Here is a 17,963-nt window from a genome sequence, read left to right as displayed (position 1 = left end):
AGCCTGGCAATCATGGCAGCTGCGAACAAGGTTTTTGCAGCCAGGCTGGCCGGCCTGGTGGTACTCGGGCCCGACGGTGAGTCGATCGGCCGGGTGCGGGACGTGGTCATCACCGTTCGCATCGGGCGCCAGCAACCGCGGGTGCTGGGGCTGGTCATCGAATTATTCACGCGCAAGCGCATCTTCGTGCCCATGCTGCGGGTCACGGCGATCGAGCCGAGTTCGGTGACACTGACCACGGGGAACGTCAGTCTGCGCCGGTTCACGCAGCGTCCGGGCGAGGTTCTCGCGCTCGCGCAGGTCCTCGATTCTCGCGTGCGGGTTGACGACCCGGAACTCGCGGAACTGCACGGGGTCGACACGGTGGTGGTCGATCTCGGCATCGAACTGACCCGTAGCCGTGACTGGGTGGTGTCGAAGGTCGCGGTGCGCGGCCATCGCGGCCGCCTCGGCCGGCGTACCGCCATTCACATCGTCGAGTGGCAGCACGTGCAGGGGCTCACGCATTCCGATCTGTCGATGCCGGGCCAGGGAGTGTCCGCACTCCTGATGCAATACGAGGGCATGCGTCCCGCCGACGTGGCCAACGCCATGCGTGAGCTCCCGGACAAACGACGGCACGAGCTCGCACTCGCTCTCGACGACGAGCGCCTGGCCGACGTCGTGCAGGAGTTGCCGTCCGATGATCAGACCGACCTTCTGATGCACCTCGAGGTGGAGCGGGCCGCCGACATCCTCGAGGCCATGGATCCCGACGACGCCGCCGACCTTCTCGGCGAGCTGCCCGAGACGGAAGCAGAATCACTGCTCCAACTGATGGACCCGCAGGACTCGGAACCCGTCCGAAGGCTGCTCGAGCACTCGCCGGACACGGCCGGTGGTCTGATGACTCCCGAACCGGTGGTGCTGACGGCGTCCACAACGGTGGCGGAAGCATTGGCCCGCGCTCGCAACGAGGATGTGACGCCCGCGCTCGCGAGCATGATCTTCGTCGTCAGGCCGCCGACGGCCACGCCGACCGGCCGCTATCTGGGATGCGTGCACCTGCAGAAGCTGCTGCGGGAACCACCCGCGAGCCTCGTGGGGGGTCTGCTCGACACCGGTCTCCCACGTCTCGCGGCCGACGACTCCCTGGCGGCCGTCACGCGGTACTTCGCCAGCTACAACCTCGTGTGCGGTCCCGTGGTGGACGACGAGAATCACCTGATCGGCGCGGTCACCGTCGACGACGTCCTGGACCATCTCCTTCCGGAGGACTGGCGTGAAGAGGAGATCGACGGATGAGCGAGAAGGTCCCCAGCGTGTCGGCCCGTGGACTGTCGGATCGGCAAAGGCTCGACACCCCTCGCGGCGCCCGGCGGTTCCGCTTCACCTACGACGTGGAAGCGGTCGGCCGTGCCAGTGAGAACTTCGCTCGTTTCCTAGGGACCGGCCGGTACCTGGTGATCCAGACCGTGGTCGTGATCATCTGGATCGTCCTCAACATCTTCGCCGTCGAGCTGAAGTGGGATCCGTACCCCTTCATCCTCCTCAACCTCGCGTTCTCCACCCAGGCCGCCTATGCGGCCCCGCTGATCCTGCTGGCCCAGAACCGACAGGAGAACCGGGACCGCGTCTCGCTCGAGGAGGACCGGTCGCGGGCGGAACAGACCAAGGCGGATACCGAGTTCCTGGCGCGCGAACTCGCCGCCCTGCGCATCGCGATCGGCGAGGTGGCAACCCGTGACTACCTCCGCCGGGAACTCGAGGAGATCAAGACCCTGCTCGGCGACGAGGAAGAGGCCCGGCCCCGGCGCAAATGATCGCCGGTCATTCGCGCATTCCTCGGCACACGCAGTCACGGATATGTAACGTCGATCACAACTTCTCGGATGTACGCGGTGTGCGACAAGCAAGAGCACCGCAGGGGGTGGTGGAGTGCGGATACGTGGACTGGTGACGGTTGCTGCCCTGACGGTGGGCGCCGCCGCAACGCTCGGATCCTCGACGGGTAGTTCCGGCCCTGTCTCGGCCGTCGACACCCGTCAGAACCCGGCGGTCGAGACGGCCGCGCTGGCGTCGGCCACGCGTCTGTCTCCGGTGAGTGAACCGCAGGACGCCTACCTACCGCCCGCAGGCTTCGTGGCGCCTGCGCCGCGGGTCGCGAGATCGCAGCGCGCGGCGCCTCCGTCTCCCCCGCCCGTGGTGATAAATCCCACATCGCCCGCGTCTCCCACCGGAACAGGGTTGATCGCCGCACCGGTGATTCTCAGTTCGCTCGGCATCCCGGAGATCGTGCTCAACGCGTACCGCTCGGCGGAACTCACCTTGATGGTGGAGGCACCCAAGTGCGGGGTGCCCTGGCATTTGCTGGCGGGTATCGGGCGCATCGAATCGGGGCATGCCGGTGGAGGCCGGACAGACTCGTCCGGCACCACCGTCACCCCGATTCTGGGACCGGTGCTGGACGGCCGGCTGGCCGGCAACGAGGTGATCCGCGATACCGACCGCGGCGCCACCGACGGCGACGCCGGACACGATCGGGCGGTGGGGCCGATGCAGTTCATTCCGTCCACTTGGGCGAAATACGCGTCGGACGGCAACGCGGACGGCGCTGCAGATCCCAACAACGTATTCGACGCAACCCTCGCCGCCGCCCGATACCTCTGCTCGGGGGGACTCGACCTCCGTGATCCACTCCAGGAGACCCGCGCGGTTCTCCGCTACAACAATTCGGGAACCTACGCCGCCAACGTCATTACGTGGTCGAACGCCTACCGGAACGGTGGTACGCCCACCCCGAGTCAGCTGTCCGACTCGAGCACTCCGCCGCCCGGTGGCCTCAGCGACGCTGCGGCGAACGGATCCGACCTCGCCCGTGAGCTCGCGGCTCCACCGGAGCTCCCGCCCGACGCGACACCGACTCCGACCACTCCGGCGCCTGCACCGCTGATCCCCGGCTTGCCTGCGCTACCCGCACTCCCGTGTGTGTTCTTCTGCCCACCTGCCGACCCGGCCGCTCCGGCACCCGCGCCGGCGCCTGCGGAACCGGCCGCTCCCCCGCCGCCAATCGCCCCGGCCGTGGGAGTTCGCTAGAAGTTTCCTCGTTTTCGTATGCCTTCCGGGTTCTGGCGTCGAGTCGCGCTGCCTTCCGCGCTGAGCCGCCTGCGGGCGTGACCTTTCCGTGTTCGTTACCCTTCCTGGACGGGTTCCTCAGGTAACAGACCCGCGTCTCTCACCCGTATTGATCACGGTTGCGTAACGGAAATGTCTCGAATCGGGTAGCCTCGTGCCGTCCAGTTCACAGGCACATCCCGAACGGGGTCGCAGGAGGCAATCGAGTGGGTCGGCACAACAAGAAGACGGATTCCCATATCCGCCGCAATTCGGTCATCGCGCTCACCGGACTGATTCCCATCGGTCTGGTCACCGCAGCCAACACGGCCGGAGCCACCCCCAAGGTCCCGTTCTTCAGCTCTGAAGCCGCCGCGGACGTCGCGGACGTCGCGGACGTTGCCCAGGAAGCGACCGCCGCACCGAACGCCGAGGCTGTCACCCCTGTCGCCGACACCGCCGCCGTGGAGGCCACGCCCGCAGTGGAGCAGCCCCCCGCACCTGCCCTGGCCCCGGTTCAGGCCACGCCGCCGCTTCCGGCCAGCATCGCCCAGGGCGCCCTCGGCATACCTGCCATCAACGTGTCGGCCTACCAGAACGCCGAGCGCATCCTCGCTGTCGAGCAGCCCGGGTGCGGCATGTACTGGACGCTCATCGCCGGCATCGGCCGCGTGGAGTCGACTCACGCCTACGACGGCAAGGCCGACGACAAGGGCAACATGCTCGACGCCGTTCTCGGTCCGGTCCTCGACGGTCACCTCGCCGGCAATGCCGTGATTCGCGACACCGACGGTGGACGGCTGGACGGCGACAGCAACTACGACCGCGCGGTCGGGCCCACACAGTTCCTTCCGGAGACGTGGAACCGCTACGCAGGCGACGGCAACGGAGACGGCGCCGCCGACCCGCAGAACCTCTTCGACTCCGCGCTCACCACCGGAAAGTATCTGTGTGACGGCGGTTTGGATGTCCGCGACCCGATCCAGGCGGCCAAGGCGGTCCACCGTTACAACAACTCGGCTGCCTACGTCGCCAATGTCTTGGCCTGGTCCGCGGGCTACGCCAGCGGCATCGTCCCGGCTGCGTCCGACCTGCCGCGCATCCACTGAGGACACATCCCTACCATTGAGTTATGTCAGTCCTGAGCGAGTCCGCTGTTCGTAGCGCCTTGGCGCGCGTCCAAGATCCCGAGATCCGGAAACCGATCACCGAACTCGGGATGGTCAAGAGCGTCGACATCGCCGACGACGACAGTGTCGACATCGCCATCTACCTCACCACTGCCGGCTGCCCGATGCGGACCGAGATCAGCGACCGCGTCACGAAAGCCGTGGCCGATGTGCCGGGTGTGGGCGCGATCCGCGTCGAACTCGACGTGATGAGCGACGAGCAGCGCACCGAACTGCGTAAGTCGTTGCGCGGCGACTCTGCCGAGCCGGTCATTCCCTTCGCGCAGCCGGGCTCACTCACCCGCGTGTATGCGGTCGCCTCCGGTAAGGGTGGCGTCGGCAAATCGAGTGTGACCGTCAACCTGGCCGCATCGCTGGCCGCCCGAGGTCTGTCCGTCGGTGTCCTCGACGCCGATATCTACGGTCACTCCGTTCCCCGCATGCTCGGCACCGACGCCAAGCCCACCCAGGTGGAGCGCATGATCATGCCGCCCGTCGCGCACGACGTGAAGATGATTTCGATCGCCCAGTTCACTCAGGGCAACACTCCGGTGGTGTGGCGTGGCCCGATGCTGCACCGCGCGCTGCAGCAGTTCCTCGCCGACGTCTTCTGGGGCGACCTCGACGTCCTGCTCCTCGACCTTCCGCCCGGAACCGGTGACGTCGCCATTTCCGTGGCCCAGCTCATTCCGGGGGCAGAGATCCTCGTGGTCACGACACCGCAACAGGCGGCGGCCGAGGTGGCCGAGCGGGCGGGGGCCATCGCCTTGCAGACCCGTCAGCGCATCGTCGGTGTGGTGGAGAACATGTCGTGGATGGACCTGCCCGACGGCACTCGGATGGACGTGTTCGGTTCGGGTGGCGGTCAGGCCGTTGCTGACCGGCTCACGAGAGCCGTGGGCGCCTCGGTGCCGTTGCTGGGGCAAATCCCCCTCGAGCAGGCGGTGCGTGAGGGCGGCGACGGCGGTGTGCCCATCGTGCTCGGTCATCCCGATTCGCCGGCGGCAATCGCCCTCCGCGAGGTGGCCGACAAGCTGGCGGTGCGCAAGCGTGGGCTCGCTGGAATGTCGTTGGGGATCGACACCACCCGCCACCTCTGAGGCGCTTCGCGCCTGTGCGCCCTTCTGGTAGCAGGAACAACCAGAAAGGCGCATGAGCCCGGAGGGCCTAGGTTGCGTCGGTGTCGATGGGGGGACGCTCGCCTGCCGCGAGCGGCTTGTTCGGCGGCGGGGTGGGCGTCGACGGATCGGCGCTGACCGCCTTCGTTCCCGGCTTGTCGAACGACACCGCATTCGGCTTGTCGAAGTTGCCGGTGAGAATCGAATCGTCGCCGTCGAGCAGGTGTTTGGTGATCACGGCGCGGGGGGTCATACCGCGCAGCTGATTGAGGTCGGCCAGCGGCTTGCGGAGATCATCGAACTCCGGTCCGAGTTCATCCTTCAGTTGCTGGCTCGCGCCGCTCGCGTACTCGCGGACCTGCCGCAAGGATCGCGTGACCCAACTGACCGCTCCCGGAAGCCGCTCGGGTCCCAGAATGACCAGAGCTGCGACGAGGAGGACCATGAACTCGCCCCAACCAATGTTGCCGAACACGTGGTCAGCCTACTGTGCGGTGCGGGCCGACGCCCAGGCGGAAGGGGAACTCACAGCGAATCGGGAGTCAATCCGAGGCCGGGGTCACGTCGACGTCGACGAGCCGCCCCTCACGGATCAGCTGGACCCTCACCGGCTGGCCGATCTTCTGGAGGTTGACCGCGACGACGAGTTCGTCTGCGCTGGTCACCGTCCGATCCCCCACCTTCACGATCACGTCCTTTTCCACGATGCCGGCCTGCGCCGCAGGGCTGTCCGACTGGACGTTGGCCACCTCTGCACCGCTGGTGTTGTCGTTGACCACGGTGCGCGCATTGACCCCGATCTCGGGGTGGTGCATCTCCCCGTCGCGAATAAGGGTTTGCGCCACCGTCGTGACGTCGTCGATCGGGATTGCGAAGCCGAGGCCCACCGACCCGCCGGACTCACTGAGCATGGCGGTGTTGATGCCGATGACGCGTCCGGTGTCGTCGACGAGCGCGCCGCCCGAGTTGCCGTGGTTGATCGCGGCGTCCGTTTGAACCGCGTCGATGACGGCATTGGTGTCGGAGCCCTCGCCCGACAGCCGCATCGGCCTGTGCAGGGCGCTGACGATTCCGCGTGTGACGGTCTTGCTGAGGCCGAGCGGCGAACCGACGGCCACGACGTCCTCGCCTACCTGCACGTCCTCGGACCTGCCCAGCTCCGCAACGGTGAGGTTGTCGGCCGCCACCTTGAGCACGGCGAGATCCATCTTGATGTCGCGCCCGACGATCTGTGCCTCGGTTTTGGTGCCGTCCGCGAAGATCACCTGGATCTTGCCGCCGTCCGGCGCGGTGGCCGCGACGGAGATGACGTGGTTGTTGGTGACGATGTAGCCGGCACCGTCGATGACGACTCCCGAACCGGTGCTTCCCTGGTCACCGACCGCCACCTGGATCGACACGACGGCGGGAAGCACGGCATCGGCGACCTGCGCCACCTGCGACTGTCCGAGGTCTTCGTCTCCGCCGTTCTGCGCGAGCGTGACCCGCTGGCTGGTGAGAGAGCTGCGGTCGGCGGTGATGACCGCAGCGAGGAGCCCGCCGATCAGGCCGATCGCCAGTGCGAGTGCGCCCAATGTCGCGAGTGCGCGGGGTGCGACCTTGCCGCCGAAGAGGACTTCGCGGGCCGTGAGGGCGGGGGCAGGGGGCTCCGTACGTTCCCGGGCGTGCAGGGCGGGCGATCCCAGTTCGACTCCCGCTTCGGGGTTCCGCCAGGGGTCGGCAGGGGGCGCCTCGTCGGGCACTACTTCCGGTGTGTTGTAGGGATCGCGCTGGATGGTCTCCGTCTCACCGGGCGGTCGGCCGAAAGCCTCCGCGAGGACGGGGTCGGGGGCGCGCACCTTGACGGCCGGTTCGCTCTCACGCTGAGCGCCGGACGGAGCGAAGGAGCCGGTGACCCCACCGGGGCGGCCGAACGCACGACTGGACGCTGCGTCGATCTGCGGCCGGTAGACCGGTCGGGGGTCGAGTCTCGGAGCGTCGGCGGGCCGCAGGGCCCCGTCCTCCGACGCGCGAGCATCGGATTCCGCGGCGTCGGTACCCGGGGTCTTGTAGTCCGCCGTCACGCTGTCGTGTCCCCCTCGTAAGAGTCAGTTCCGGGCCCCAGTATCACCGATGACTCCAGTATCACCGATGACTGCGGGCGCACGGACACCGCCGTCCCCGGTACCGAGAGGGTCAACGGCGCCAGCGCCGCGACCACAGCCGACTACTCACCGTCGAGTCCGCAGTGGGTCCGGCAAACGGGGCCTTGTCGGCGGGTTCGCCCGAATTGCAGCTGGGGATCTGGCTCAGCAGACCGAGAAGCCCCGACGGCATCGCCACGTCGGCACTGCGACGAAGAGCCCGCCGCGCCTGCTGCTGTGCGTCCACCTCGAACGCGCACTCGGCGCAGATCGACAGGTGGTGGGCCGCCCGCAGGTAGGCGGACATACGGAGTTCACCGTCGACGAAGGCGGCGATCGCCTCACTCGCCAAATGCTCCGTCGAGCCAAATTGGCGAGGTACACGCCCCTGCGTCATTCGTCCCTCCTGATAACTACCCGACACCGATCTGATCGGAGTCAACCTTTCCGTTCACAGCCAGATGATCACGCAGAGCCTGGCGGCCGCGGTGGATGCGACTGCGCACGGTTCCGAGTTTCACACCCAGTGTGGCACCGATCTCCTCGTATGACAGACCTTCGATGTCACAGAGCACGACGGCGGCGCGAAACTCCGGTGCCAGCGAGTCGAGCGCTGCCTGCAGATCGGCGTCGAGCCGGGCGTCGTGGTAGATCTCCTCGGGGTTGGGCCCGTCGGCCGGGACCCGGTCGTAGTCCTCAGGCAACGCTTCCATGCGGATGCGGTTGCGGCGGCGGACCATGTCGAGGAAGAGATTGGTGGTGATGCGGTGCAACCAGCCTTCGAAGGTGCCGGGCTGATAGTCGGACAAGGAGCGGAACACGCGAATGAACGTGTCCTGGGTGAGGTCTTCGGCGTCTTGCGCGTCGCCCGACAACCGGTAGGCCAGACGGTAGACACGGTCGCCGTGTTCCCGGACGAGTTCGTCCCAGGACGGCATGGCCGACTTCTCGCCGGTGGCGTCGAACACAGCGGTGCCCGTCAGCTCGGGTTCAGAGACGGCGTCACCACCGACCAGCACGGGCTCGACACCCGGCTGCTCGGTTCTGTCACCGTCTCGCGCCATTGCGTGGTTACTCATCGAGTTAAGTGGATCCTCCTGGTCAGGACCGCGGATCACGTCACGTGGTATTAGGGGACAACTCCCGACGGTCCGGAATTGTTCCCGGCCCCCGCCTGTACTTCACCTCGTTGCAATCTGCCCGCCGTGCGGTCTTCGGATCTGGCGATGGTCATACTCTCTCCCACCGCGATATGTGTGTGGTGTGAGCAAGCTGAGGTATTCCTGAGAATTTCGCTGTTCACCGGGGAACCCGCACACGCCGATCGGGCGGCATCGAGCGCGCCTCGCAGCGGCGATGACGAGACCCCGATAGCCTCATGTGCGTGCAGACTAACGCCGAACGGATACTCACCCACGCGGAAGGGGCCGTCCGTGAGGACGACGCCCTCGGTGCGGCCAGGGAGCGGGCGGACGACCTCGGTGCCGCACCGGTACCGCCCGCGGTCGGTGCTGCTCTCGCTCTGTTCGCCCGCATGCTCGACGCCAAGACAGTAGTCGAGGTCGGCACGGGCGCAGGTGTGAGCAGCCTGTGGCTGCTCCGCGGCATGCGTGAAGACGGCGTTCTCACCACCATCGACAGTGAACCGGAGCACCAGCGCGCCGCCAAGCTGTCCTTCCGGACCAACGACATCGCGCCCGCACGCACGCGGCTCATCAACGGACGCGCCCTCGATGTGCTCCCCCGCCTCGCCGACGGCGCGTACGACCTCGTCTTCGTCGACAGTGCACCCGTCGACCACCCGCATTACGTGCGTGAGGGCGTCCGGCTCCTGCGTCCCGGCGGCGCCATCGTCCTGCACAACGCGCTCCACGGGGGACGTGTGGTCGATCCGAGCCAGCGTGATGCCGCCACCGTCGCTGTGCGTGAGGCCGCCAAGGTTCTCGCCGAGGACGATCAGCTGATCCGGGTGTTCCTGCCGATCGGCGACGGCCTGCTGTGCGCGTCCAAGCTGTGAGTTAGATCCACACGCCCTTGCCGATGGCGACGACCCCGCCGTTGCTCACCGCGAAGCGCTGCTTGTCCCGTTCGAGGTCGACGCCGATGATCTCGCCGTCTCCGACCACCACGTTCTTGTCGAGGATGGCGCGGCGCACCACAGCGCCCTTGCCGATGCGCACGCCGGGCATGAGCACACTGCCCTCGACGGTGGCGCCGTCGTCGATCATCACGTTCGAACTGAGAACGGAGTTGCGGACCGTCGCTGCGGAGAGGATGCACCCGGCGCCCACCACCGACTCCTGAGCCAGCCCACCCTTCACGAATTTTGCGGGCGCCAGGTTCTCCGTCGCACCGCGAATCGGCCATCGACGGTTGTAAAGGTTGAAGATGGGGTGGACCGACACCAGGTCCATGTGTGCGTCGTAGAAGGCGTCGAGTGTTCCGACGTCCCGCCAGTAACCACGGTCGCGGTCGGTGGCGCCGGGAACGACGTTGTCCTTGAAGTCGTAGACCGACGCCTCACCGGCCTCCACGAGCGCGGGGATGATGTCGCCGCCCATGTCGTGGTCGGAGTCGGAGTTCTCGGAGTCGGCGCGAATGGCGTCGACGAGCACCTTGGTGGTGAAGACGTAGTTCCCCATCGAGGCGAACGTCATGTTGGGGTCGTCCGGTGTGCCGGGCGGATGCGCGGGCTTTTCGAGGAACTGCACGATGCGGCCGGATTCGTCGCTGTCGATGCACCCGAACGCGAAGGCCTCGCTGCGCGGCACCCGAATTCCGGCGACCGTCACGCCGGCACCGGAATCGATGTGGTGCTGCACCATCTGTTCGGGGTCCATGCGGTACACGTGGTCGGCGCCGAACACGACGATGTACTCGGGATCCTCGTCGTAGACGAGGTTCAGTGACTGCAGAATCGCATCCGCGCTGCCCGTGTACCAGCGTGGACCCAGACGTTGCTGCGCGGGCACCGGAGTGATGTACTCCCCGGCAAACCCCGACAACCGCCACGTTTGAGAGATGTGGCGGTCCAACGAGTGCGACTTGTACTGCGTCAGTACACACAGGCGGAGATATCCCGCATTGACCAAATTGCTGAGCACGAAATCGATCAGCCGGTAGGCACCGCCGAACGGTACGGCCGGCTTCGCCCTGTCCGCTGTGAGCGGATAGAGACGTTTGCCCTCGCCGCCGGCGAGCACGATTCCAAGCACATGTGGCTGGCTCCTCACCCTGTCAACCTATCGGGCGGCCTCTCCCCCCGCCAGCGAAGCGCCGAGTCACCATTCGTCCGATATCCGAATGTGTCCGACATCGGTTGGCCCGAACAGGCCCGGCCGGTTACGTTAGGCGCGTGCGGGTGGCGATGATGACCAAGGAGTATCCACCGGAGATCTATGGCGGTGCCGGTGTACACGTCACCGAGCTGGTTGCTCAGTTGAAGCAGCTGTGCGAGGTGGACGTGCATTGTATGGGTGCTCCGCGCGTCGGTGCCTTCGTGCACAATCCCGACCCGGCACTGACGGGGGCCAACGCCGCACTGGCGACGTTGTCTGCCGAATTGCGCATGGCGGACGCCGCAACCGGCGCCGACGTCGTGCACTCGCACACCTGGTACACCGGGCTGGCAGGACATCTGGCGGCCGCACTGTACGACGTCCCGCACATCCTCACCGCCCACTCACTCGAACCCCGCAGGCCGTGGAAGGCGGAGCAACTGGGTGGTGGCTACCGTGTCTCCTCCTGGTCCGAGCGCAACGCCGTCGAGCACGCAGACGCCGTGATCGCCGTCAGCGCCGGGATGCGACTCGACGTGCTCGACGCGTATGCGTCGGTCGATCCCGCCCGGGTCCACGTGGTACGCAACGGGATCGACACTTCGGTGTGGCATGCCGGTCCTTCCGGTCCGAGACGGTCCGCGCTCACCACGATCGGCGTCGACCCCGACACGCCGATGGTCGCCTTCGTCGGTCGCATCACGAGGCAGAAAGGTGTCGGGCACCTCATCGCGGCCGCACACCATTTCGCGCCGGACATCCAGTTGGTGCTCTGCGCAGGCGCTCCGGACACACCGGAGATCGCCGCGGAAACCGAGCAGGCCGTTGCGGCCCTCGCCGCTCACCGGGGCAATGTGTTCTGGGTACGCGAAATGCTACCGACCGAGCAGGTGCGAGAAATCCTCGCAGCGGCAACAGTATTCGTATGCCCCTCCGTGTACGAGCCGCTCGGCATCGTCAATCTCGAGGCGATGGCCTGCGAGACGGCGGTAGTGGCATCCGATGTCGGTGGCATCCCCGAGGTTGTGGAAGACGGCGTCACCGGTCGTCTCGTGCACTACAACTCGTACGAACCGGACAGTTTCGAACATGCGCTGGCAGAGACGGTCAACGAGGTCGCTTCCGATACCGCCGCGGCCGCCGCGATGGGTAAGGCGGGGCGAGCCCGTGCCATCGCCGAATTCTCCTGGGCCGCCATCGCACAGCAGACCCTCGACGTGTACCAGGACGCCCTCTCCCGGCGTTGAACCGACTGCCTGGGACGGCCTTTTCAGCGGCGCCGGTATGTGGAGACCGTCACGGACGCCGTCACCGGATACGCGCGGGGCAGGTCGGCGATCGAGGTCGCGAGCCGCTCGGGTGTGAGGTGGCGAGCCGAGGGTCCCATGCCGACCAGACGCGTGAGGTCGTCGTGCGTCAGCGACATCGGGTACTCGACGTCCCTGAGGTCGGTGCGGTCGAAGCGCCCGGACATGGCCGCACCGAGCCGCTCGACCTTACGGTCGTCGACACGCACCATGCCGAGGAGGTCGACGAGTTCGGCCAGGTGTCGTTCGGTCGGGGTGAGGACCACCAGAGCGCCGCCCTCGCCGAGCACTCGATGCGCCTCCTCTGCATTTCGCGGCGCGAACACGCACAACACGTGGCTCAGGACTCCGTCGCGCACCGGCAGGTGGTGCCAGACGTCGGCGACGACCGCCCCCGCACGCGGATGCGCCTTGGCGATACGGCGGGCCGCGTATTTGGAGACGTCTAGCCCGATGCCTCGGGCCGTCGGAACCGCGTCGAGGACACGGGCAAGGTAGTGACCTGTGCCTGCGCCGATCTCGAGAATCGCCGGCTCGGGATCGTCAGTAGCTCGGACGGCGTCCGCGACGGCGTCCATCAACGGGTCGAAGCTCCCGCCCGCCAGAAAATCGGCCCGCGCGGCAATCATATCGGGACTGTCACCGTCGAACTTGCCGCCGGCGCCGGTCATCAGGCTGACGTAACCCTGGCGGGCCACGTCGAAGCTGTGGCCCGCATCGCACAGAAGCGTATTTTCGTCGAGTTCGAGGCCGGCCCCGCATTGCGGACAGGCAAGCAGGTCCACCACATCAGACAACACGAGCGCGCGCCCCGTTTCCTTCCGGACAGGGAACAGGCCCCGCACCGGCAACGGCGACGGGGCCTGACCCATGAGGTTCTCTCTGCACCCGGCTAACTGGTGACGCCCTTGAGCTCTTCACCGAGTGCAGCAGCTTCCTCCGGGGTGAGCTCGACGACCAGACGTCCACCACCCTCGAGCGGAACCCGCATGACGATTCCTCGTCCCTCTTTGGTTGCTTCGAGGGGACCGTCCCCGGTCCGGGGCTTCATGGCCGCCATCCTCTGCTCCCTCCAGATCTGCGCTGCCTGCGTGCGCCTCGACAACTTGTGGTGCCTCGCCGAATCACTCGGCGAGGCTCGTGACAACCATTCTTCCCTATGGACACGAGTACCGGGAACCTGAGTTCCAAATAGGCGCGTTCACCGGCGGCTCAGGCGGCCGATGGGACCCAGCACCCGGCGACATGGTCGTCGACCATCCCGGTAGCCTGCATCAGCGCATACGCCGTGGTAGGGCCCACAAACTTGAATCCGCGGCGCTTGAGTTCCTTGGCCATTGCGGTGGACTCGGCGGTGACGGCCGGAACGTCGTTCACGGTGGCCGGCCGGCTCGGGCGCGGCGGCGGGGCGAACGACCAGAGCAGGGTGTCGAGGCCGGTGTCCTGCAGCTCCAGAATCGCCCGCGCATTGCTCACCGAAGCTTCGATCTTGGCACGGTTGCGCACGATCGACGCGTCCGCCAGAAGGCGTTCGACATCCCGTTCCGTGAACCTCGCGACCACCTCCGGGTCGAACCCGGAGAACGCAGCACGGAATGCATCACGTTTACGCAGGATCGTGATCCATGACAGTCCCGACTGGAACGCTTCGAGGCACAGCCGCTCGTACAACTCGTTCCGCCCGTGCAACGGCCGGCCCCATTCCTCGTCGTGGTAGTCCCGGTACAGCCGGGAGCCATTCGTGTCGACCGCCCACGCACACCGCACTCGATCGTCGGGCTCGGTCACGACGACTCCGCCGGACGGTCGCGCGCCGACTCAGCCTCCGCCAATTGTTCACGCAGCGAATCGATTTCGCGAGCCAGCCGCGCCAGCGCCCAGTCCACCTCGCTCGCTTTGTATCCCCGCAACGTCTGCTGAAAACGCAAGGCCTCCACGTCCGCCCCGGTTACGCCCCGGGCCGGCAAGACGGTCAGGGTGGTGCCCGGAGGCAGCGGCTCCAGTTCCTCGGAACGGCCGAACACCGCACTGGCGGCGAGGAACAACATCGCACCGACGAAGGCCATGACGAGCAGATAGAGCAGGGCTGTCACCATGCTTCGATCCTGTCACGGACCTCCGACAGCAGCCACAGGCCGGGCTTCCGTCAGGGGCACACGGTGTTCATCGGAGGACGATCCGTCAGAGCCACTTCCGTCGTGGTCGGGACGAACGAATCGCCGTCGACGAGGAACTGGGTGAGACCGGCCCCCGAATCCTCCACTCCACACCTTCGCATCATCGTGCCGATGATCTGCCTGCTCATCACACCGAGTTCGGACAGCGGGCGGTTGCGGTGCTTACGCACCCCCAGATTGACCTGGCCGATGGCACCGAGGCCGAGGCGGTCGTACGTGTCGAGCAGCAGCCCGATCTCGACGCCGTACCCCGGCGCGAAAGGCACCGCCGACAGCAGTTCGCGGGTGCCCGCGTATTCACCACCGAGCGGTTGCAGCACACTCGTCAATTCCGGCCGCAGAGCCGCCAGCAACGGACGCGCCACCAGTTCGGTGACACGCCCCCCTCCGTTGGCATCCTCCGTCCCGCTGAGCCGCAACGGACGACGGTAGTAGCCCTTCACGAGATGGATGCCGTCGACGGTCAGCAGCGGTCCCAGTAGTTTCGGTACGAAGGCGGGGTCCGGGTTGATCAGATCGGAATCGACGAAGGCGATGAGGTCGCCGGTGCTCGCGGCGACGGACCGCCACAACACCTCACCCTTGCCCGCCACCGGCGGGTACGCGGGCACAGCCTCTTCGCGGCTGATCACGGTGGCACCGGCCGACCGGGCGCGTTCGACCGTCAAATCCGTCGACCCGGAGTCGAGCACGATCAGCTCGTCGACCAGCCCGCCCAGCAAGGGGTGGATCGTGTCGACCACGGCCGCGACGGTCTCTTCCTCGTTGAGCGCAGGCAGGACCACCGACACGGTCCTGCCCGCCTTGGCACGTTCGAGTTCCGCGATACTCCACGACGGCTGATCCCAGCTGTTCGCCTCCGCCCAGGTGCGAGGGGTGTCGACCGCCAGCATCGAGCGGGGCACGCCCGCCCCGACCGCGCTCATGCCAGCCCCCGCACCGTGCGGGCGGGTGCGCGTCTGCCCTGAATCGCGGCCACCATATCCACCACTCGTCGAGTGGGTGCAACTTCGTGAACGCGGAAGACGCGTGCGCCTCCCGCTGCGGCCATCGCTGTCGCTGCCAATGTTCCCTCCAACCGCTCGGCGAGATCTACCCCTAGAGTCTCCCCGACAAAGTCCTTGTTACTGAGGGCCATGAGCACTGGCCACCCCGTATTTACAAGATCTTCCACTCGCCGCAACAACTCGAGCCCGTGATAAGTGTTCTTCCCGAAATCGTGGGTCGGATCGATGAGGATGGAGTCGGTGGGCACGCCCAGCCGAGCGGCTCTCTCGGCGGCAGTGACCACCTCCCGCAGGACGTCGGCCACGATGTCCGCATAGCGAACCCGGAACGGCCGGGTCCTCGGTACCGCTCCCCCCGTGTGCGAGCAGACGATGCCGGCTCCGGTCTCCGCGGCCACCTCCACGAGCGCCGGATCCGCGCCCGCCCAGGTGTCGTTGATGAGGTCGGCCCCCTCGGCGCGGGCCAGTCGCGCCACCTCGCTGCGCCAGGTGTCGACACTGACGAGCAGCTCCGGGAAGCGTTCGCGGATGGCGGCGACGAACGGCACCACCCGCCGCGTCTCCTCGGCGGCATCGACGACGTCACCCGGCCCTGCCTTCACACCCCCGATATCGACGAGGTCCGCGCCCTCGTCCACGGCACGCTCGACCGCCGCCATCGCCGCCGAGTCGGTGAACGTGGACCCGCGGTCGTAGAACGAATCGGGGGTCCGGTTGACGATGGCCATCACCAGCGCGCGGTCGGTGGCGACCGGTCGCCCGCAGAGCGTGGACGACGGGCAGTCCGGGGCGGGCGGTGTGTCTTCGTCGGCCATGTCACCCATATTGGCACGCAGCGGAATCGCACCACCCGTGAGCACTTCTCAACAGTGGGGTGTCAACAAGTACTCACGGGCGCCGGAGGCGCATCGTCACCCCTTGGGGAGCGCGCCCTTCGCTACTTCGTCGACGTAACCCTCGTAGGACGGGCAGTATCCCTTGCTGCGTCCGGCGAGAACGAAGAGCCGGGCGGTGTCCTCGACGTCGTACCCTTCCTTGCGCAGTTCCACCTTGCGGCTCTTGAACGTCGACGTCTGTTCGAGGGAGTCGACAACGCGGACGAACAAGGGCACGGCGTACGACGGCAGCCGCTCGAAGAGGAGGGACGCCACCTCCCTGCCGTCGAACTTCTCGCCGTCACACAACGTCACGGCCGCCATACCCGCGCGCCCGTCCGTACCCGGGATCTCGACCCCGTAGACGACGGCATGCTCGACCGCGGGGTGTGCGAGGATCACCCCTTCGACCTCGGTGGTCGCCACGTTCTCGCCCTTCCAGCGGAAGGTGTCACCGAGCCGGTCGACGAAGGCGACGTGCGACCACCCCTGCCGGCGCACCAGGTCGCCGGTGTCGAACCAGCAGTCGCCGTCGTCGAAGCCGTCGCGAATCAATTTCTTGTCGGTGGCCTTTTCGTCGGTGTACCCGTCGAACGGCGCCCTGTCGGTGACCTTCGACAGCAGCAGCCCGACCTCACCGGTTCGCACCTTCCGCAGCCGGCCGTCGGAGTGGCGTTTCGGCGATCCGCTGTCCTCGTCGTACTCGACCACCGCGTGGGGAAGGGGACAGATTCCCGCGGTCTTGTCGAGGTTGAGGGCGTTGACGAAGGCGATGTTGCATTCGCTGGCCCCATAGAACTCGGCCACCCGCGTGATGCCGAACCTCTTGGTGAATTCCGACCAGATTTCGGGGCGAAGGCCGTTGCCCACCATCAGCCGGATGGAGTTGTGCCGATCCTGCGGATCGGCCGGCTGGTTGAGCAGATACCGGCACAGTTCACCGATGTAGGTGAACGCCGTGGCACCGTTCAGTTCGACGTCTGCCCAGAAGTTCGACACGGAGAACTGTTTGCCCAGGGCAAGGGTGGCGCCCGACCCCAGCACCGAGGAGAGGGAGACCGTGAGCGCATTGTTGTGATAGAGCGGCAGGCAGCAGTAGAGCGTGTCGCTGCTGCGCAGACGCACCCCCATGTTGCCGAGGCCGGACATGCTTTTGAGCCAGCGGAAGTGGCTCATCAAGCTGGCCTTGGGAAGGCCCGTCGTGCCCGAGGTGAAGATATAGAAGGCCTTTTCCTTCGCCTGGATCTCCTCGCACACATCCGGGTCGTCCTGTTCGGCCGATTCCGCGAGCTGATCGAGGTCGTCGTAATACAGGACCGAGGACACCGCGGGTGGTTCGTCGAGGGAGTCCATGGCCTCACCGCAGGCCTCGGACACCACCAGCAACCGGCTGTTCAACAGCGCGATGCTGTGGGCGAGTACCTCACCGCGCTGGTTGTGGTTGAGCATGCCTGCGGTGGCACCGAGTTTCACCACCGCCAGTGCGATCAACAGCGTCTCCGGCAGGTTCTTGCCGAGGATCCCGACGACGTCTCCGCGCGCGACGCCGAGGTCCGCGAGGGCGTGTGCGTAACGGTTGACGCGCGCATTGGCGGACGCGTAACTGATCGATTCACCCTCGAATTTCACGAAGGTGCGACCCGGGTGTGCCGCTGCCACCCGTTGGAAGACGAGACCGATCGATTCCTTCGCGTCCGGGGTGCGCATCAGGCCCCGGACACCCTTGGCCATGATCGGCAGTTCCGGGATCATCGCCGGCAGCCGCCAGGCAAGGTCGACCACACTGATCGTCGAACGTGCTTCAGAACGCATGACA

At 66.7% G+C, this 17,963-nt stretch carries 19 protein-coding genes; 7 read left to right on the top strand and 12 right to left on the bottom strand.

Annotated features, from left to right (window positions below):
• Positions 1 to 12 precede the first annotated feature (12 nt).
• From HYG77_RS26330 to HYG77_RS26310, 5 genes are all read left to right on the top strand, one after another.
• Positions 13 to 1,284, top strand: coding sequence for a CBS domain-containing protein (locus tag HYG77_RS26330; protein ID WP_109331842.1), 1,272 nt, complete (start codon positions 13 to 15; stop codon positions 1,282 to 1,284).
• Positions 1,281 to 1,802, top strand: coding sequence for a DUF1003 domain-containing protein (locus HYG77_RS26325; protein ID WP_109331843.1), 522 nt, complete (start codon positions 1,281 to 1,283; stop codon positions 1,800 to 1,802). Before HYG77_RS26330 ends, HYG77_RS26325 begins: the two co-directional genes overlap by 4 nt.
• Before the next feature lie 115 nt (positions 1,803 to 1,917).
• Positions 1,918 to 3,075, top strand: a complete 1,158-nt coding sequence (locus HYG77_RS26320) for a lytic murein transglycosylase (protein WP_208961117.1) — start codon at positions 1,918 to 1,920, stop codon at positions 3,073 to 3,075.
• 245 nt (positions 3,076 to 3,320) lie between these two features.
• Positions 3,321 to 4,202, top strand: coding sequence for a lytic murein transglycosylase (locus tag HYG77_RS26315; protein ID WP_208961116.1), 882 nt, complete (start codon positions 3,321 to 3,323; stop codon positions 4,200 to 4,202).
• A gap of 23 nt (positions 4,203 to 4,225) precedes the next feature.
• A complete protein-coding gene (locus HYG77_RS26310; protein WP_208961115.1) occupies positions 4,226 to 5,362 on the top strand; it encodes an Mrp/NBP35 family ATP-binding protein in 1,137 nt (378 codons plus the stop codon).
• Positions 5,363 to 5,429: 67 nt separating this feature from the next.
• Here the strand turns inward: HYG77_RS26310 and tatB are convergent, their stop codons facing one another.
• The 4 genes from tatB to sigE form a co-directional block, all read right to left on the bottom strand.
• On the bottom strand, positions 5,430 to 5,855 hold the full coding sequence (tatB, locus tag HYG77_RS26305; RefSeq protein WP_208961114.1) for a Sec-independent protein translocase protein TatB: 426 nt from the start codon (positions 5,853 to 5,855) through the stop codon (positions 5,430 to 5,432).
• Positions 5,856 to 5,922: 67 nt separating this feature from the next.
• Positions 5,923 to 7,443 carry a trypsin-like peptidase domain-containing protein gene (locus tag HYG77_RS26300; RefSeq protein ID WP_208961113.1) on the bottom strand — a complete coding sequence of 507 codons (1,521 nt, stop codon included), beginning with the start codon at positions 7,441 to 7,443 and terminating at the stop codon, positions 5,923 to 5,925.
• A 112-nt stretch (positions 7,444 to 7,555) separates the two neighbouring features.
• Positions 7,556 to 7,900 (bottom strand): RNA polymerase subunit sigma-70, encoded by a 345-nt coding sequence (locus HYG77_RS26295; protein ID WP_109331858.1) that lies wholly within the window; start codon positions 7,898 to 7,900, stop codon positions 7,556 to 7,558.
• Positions 7,901 to 7,916: 16 nt separating this feature from the next.
• Positions 7,917 to 8,567 carry an RNA polymerase sigma factor SigE gene (gene sigE / locus HYG77_RS26290; RefSeq protein WP_244461390.1) on the bottom strand — a complete coding sequence of 217 codons (651 nt, stop codon included), beginning with the start codon at positions 8,565 to 8,567 and terminating at the stop codon, positions 7,917 to 7,919.
• Between the two features lie 314 nt (positions 8,568 to 8,881).
• Here sigE and HYG77_RS26285 point away from each other — a divergent pair, with 314 nt between their 5' ends.
• Positions 8,882 to 9,520, top strand: a complete 639-nt coding sequence (locus HYG77_RS26285; RefSeq protein WP_109331859.1) for an O-methyltransferase — start codon at positions 8,882 to 8,884, stop codon at positions 9,518 to 9,520.
• Position 9,521: 1 nt separating this feature from the next.
• On the opposite strand, the gene glgC is transcribed toward HYG77_RS26285, so the two are convergent.
• Complete coding sequence (gene glgC / locus HYG77_RS26280) at positions 9,522 to 10,736, bottom strand: glucose-1-phosphate adenylyltransferase (protein WP_109331864.1); 1,215 nt, start codon at positions 10,734 to 10,736, stop codon at positions 9,522 to 9,524.
• Between the two features lie 122 nt (positions 10,737 to 10,858).
• Between glgC and glgA the strand changes: the two genes are divergently transcribed.
• Positions 10,859 to 12,028 carry a glycogen synthase gene (gene glgA / locus HYG77_RS26275; protein WP_208961112.1) on the top strand — a complete coding sequence of 390 codons (1,170 nt, stop codon included), beginning with the start codon at positions 10,859 to 10,861 and terminating at the stop codon, positions 12,026 to 12,028.
• 23 nt (positions 12,029 to 12,051) lie between these two features.
• On the opposite strand, the gene HYG77_RS26270 is transcribed toward glgA, so the two are convergent.
• The 7 genes from HYG77_RS26270 to HYG77_RS26240 all read right to left on the bottom strand — a co-directional run bounded on the left by HYG77_RS26270 (position 12,052) and on the right by HYG77_RS26240 (position 17,959).
• Complete coding sequence (locus HYG77_RS26270; protein WP_208963526.1) at positions 12,052 to 12,888, bottom strand: putative RNA methyltransferase; 837 nt, start codon at positions 12,886 to 12,888, stop codon at positions 12,052 to 12,054.
• A 92-nt stretch (positions 12,889 to 12,980) separates the two neighbouring features.
• Positions 12,981 to 13,148, bottom strand: a complete 168-nt coding sequence (locus HYG77_RS26265) for a DUF3117 domain-containing protein (protein ID WP_003936084.1) — start codon at positions 13,146 to 13,148, stop codon at positions 12,981 to 12,983.
• Positions 13,149 to 13,300: 152 nt separating this feature from the next.
• Positions 13,301 to 13,876, bottom strand: coding sequence for a DNA-3-methyladenine glycosylase I (locus HYG77_RS26260; RefSeq protein ID WP_208961111.1), 576 nt, complete (start codon positions 13,874 to 13,876; stop codon positions 13,301 to 13,303).
• On the bottom strand, positions 13,873 to 14,184 hold the full coding sequence (locus HYG77_RS26255) for a DivIVA domain-containing protein (RefSeq protein ID WP_109331868.1): 312 nt from the start codon (positions 14,182 to 14,184) through the stop codon (positions 13,873 to 13,875). Before HYG77_RS26255 ends, HYG77_RS26260 begins: the two co-directional genes overlap by 4 nt.
• A gap of 50 nt (positions 14,185 to 14,234) precedes the next feature.
• Positions 14,235 to 15,191, bottom strand: coding sequence for a glucosyl-3-phosphoglycerate synthase (locus tag HYG77_RS26250; RefSeq protein ID WP_109331878.1), 957 nt, complete (start codon positions 15,189 to 15,191; stop codon positions 14,235 to 14,237).
• A complete protein-coding gene (gene folP / locus HYG77_RS26245; RefSeq protein WP_109335250.1) occupies positions 15,188 to 16,087 on the bottom strand; it encodes a dihydropteroate synthase in 900 nt (299 codons plus the stop codon). Before folP ends, HYG77_RS26250 begins: the two co-directional genes overlap by 4 nt.
• A 96-nt stretch (positions 16,088 to 16,183) precedes the next feature.
• On the bottom strand, positions 16,184 to 17,959 hold the full coding sequence (locus tag HYG77_RS26240) for a long-chain-acyl-CoA synthetase (RefSeq protein ID WP_208961110.1): 1,776 nt from the start codon (positions 17,957 to 17,959) through the stop codon (positions 16,184 to 16,186).
• Between the last annotated feature and the right edge of the window lie 4 nt (positions 17,960 to 17,963).

The organism is Rhodococcus sp. ZPP (assembly GCF_017656075.1).
Classification (GTDB): Bacteria; Actinomycetota; Actinomycetes; order Mycobacteriales; family Mycobacteriaceae; genus Rhodococcus_F; species Rhodococcus_F oxybenzonivorans.
The sequence above is the reverse complement of the archived record's forward strand: the minus strand, read 5'-3'. Positions and strand labels throughout refer to the sequence as shown.

What these genes read in the sequence shown, in the direction of transcription:
- HYG77_RS26295 (WP_109331858.1), bottom strand. Translation starts at nt 7,900, where the DNA reads ATGACGCAGGGGCGTGTACCTCGCCAATTTGGCTCGACGGAGCATTTG.
- HYG77_RS26325 (WP_109331843.1), top strand. Translation starts at nt 1,281, where the DNA reads ATGAGCGAGAAGGTCCCCAGCGTGTCGGCCCGTGGACTGTCGGATCGG.
- HYG77_RS26285 (WP_109331859.1), top strand. Translation starts at nt 8,882, where the DNA reads ATGTGCGTGCAGACTAACGCCGAACGGATACTCACCCACGCGGAAGGG.
- HYG77_RS26330 (WP_109331842.1), top strand. Translation starts at nt 13, where the DNA reads ATGGCAGCTGCGAACAAGGTTTTTGCAGCCAGGCTGGCCGGCCTGGTG.
- HYG77_RS26310 (WP_208961115.1), top strand. Translation starts at nt 4,226, where the DNA reads ATGTCAGTCCTGAGCGAGTCCGCTGTTCGTAGCGCCTTGGCGCGCGTC.
- folP (WP_109335250.1), bottom strand. Translation starts at nt 16,087, where the DNA reads ATGGCCGACGAAGACACACCGCCCGCCCCGGACTGCCCGTCGTCCACG.
- HYG77_RS26250 (WP_109331878.1), bottom strand. Translation starts at nt 15,191, where the DNA reads ATGAGCGCGGTCGGGGCGGGCGTGCCCCGCTCGATGCTGGCGGTCGAC.
- HYG77_RS26265 (WP_003936084.1), bottom strand. Translation starts at nt 13,148, where the DNA reads ATGGCGGCCATGAAGCCCCGGACCGGGGACGGTCCCCTCGAAGCAACC.
- HYG77_RS26255 (WP_109331868.1), bottom strand. Translation starts at nt 14,184, where the DNA reads ATGGTGACAGCCCTGCTCTATCTGCTCGTCATGGCCTTCGTCGGTGCG.
- HYG77_RS26240 (WP_208961110.1), bottom strand. Translation starts at nt 17,959, where the DNA reads ATGCGTTCTGAAGCACGTTCGACGATCAGTGTGGTCGACCTTGCCTGG.
- sigE (WP_244461390.1), bottom strand. Translation starts at nt 8,567, where the DNA reads ATGGCGCGAGACGGTGACAGAACCGAGCAGCCGGGTGTCGAGCCCGTG.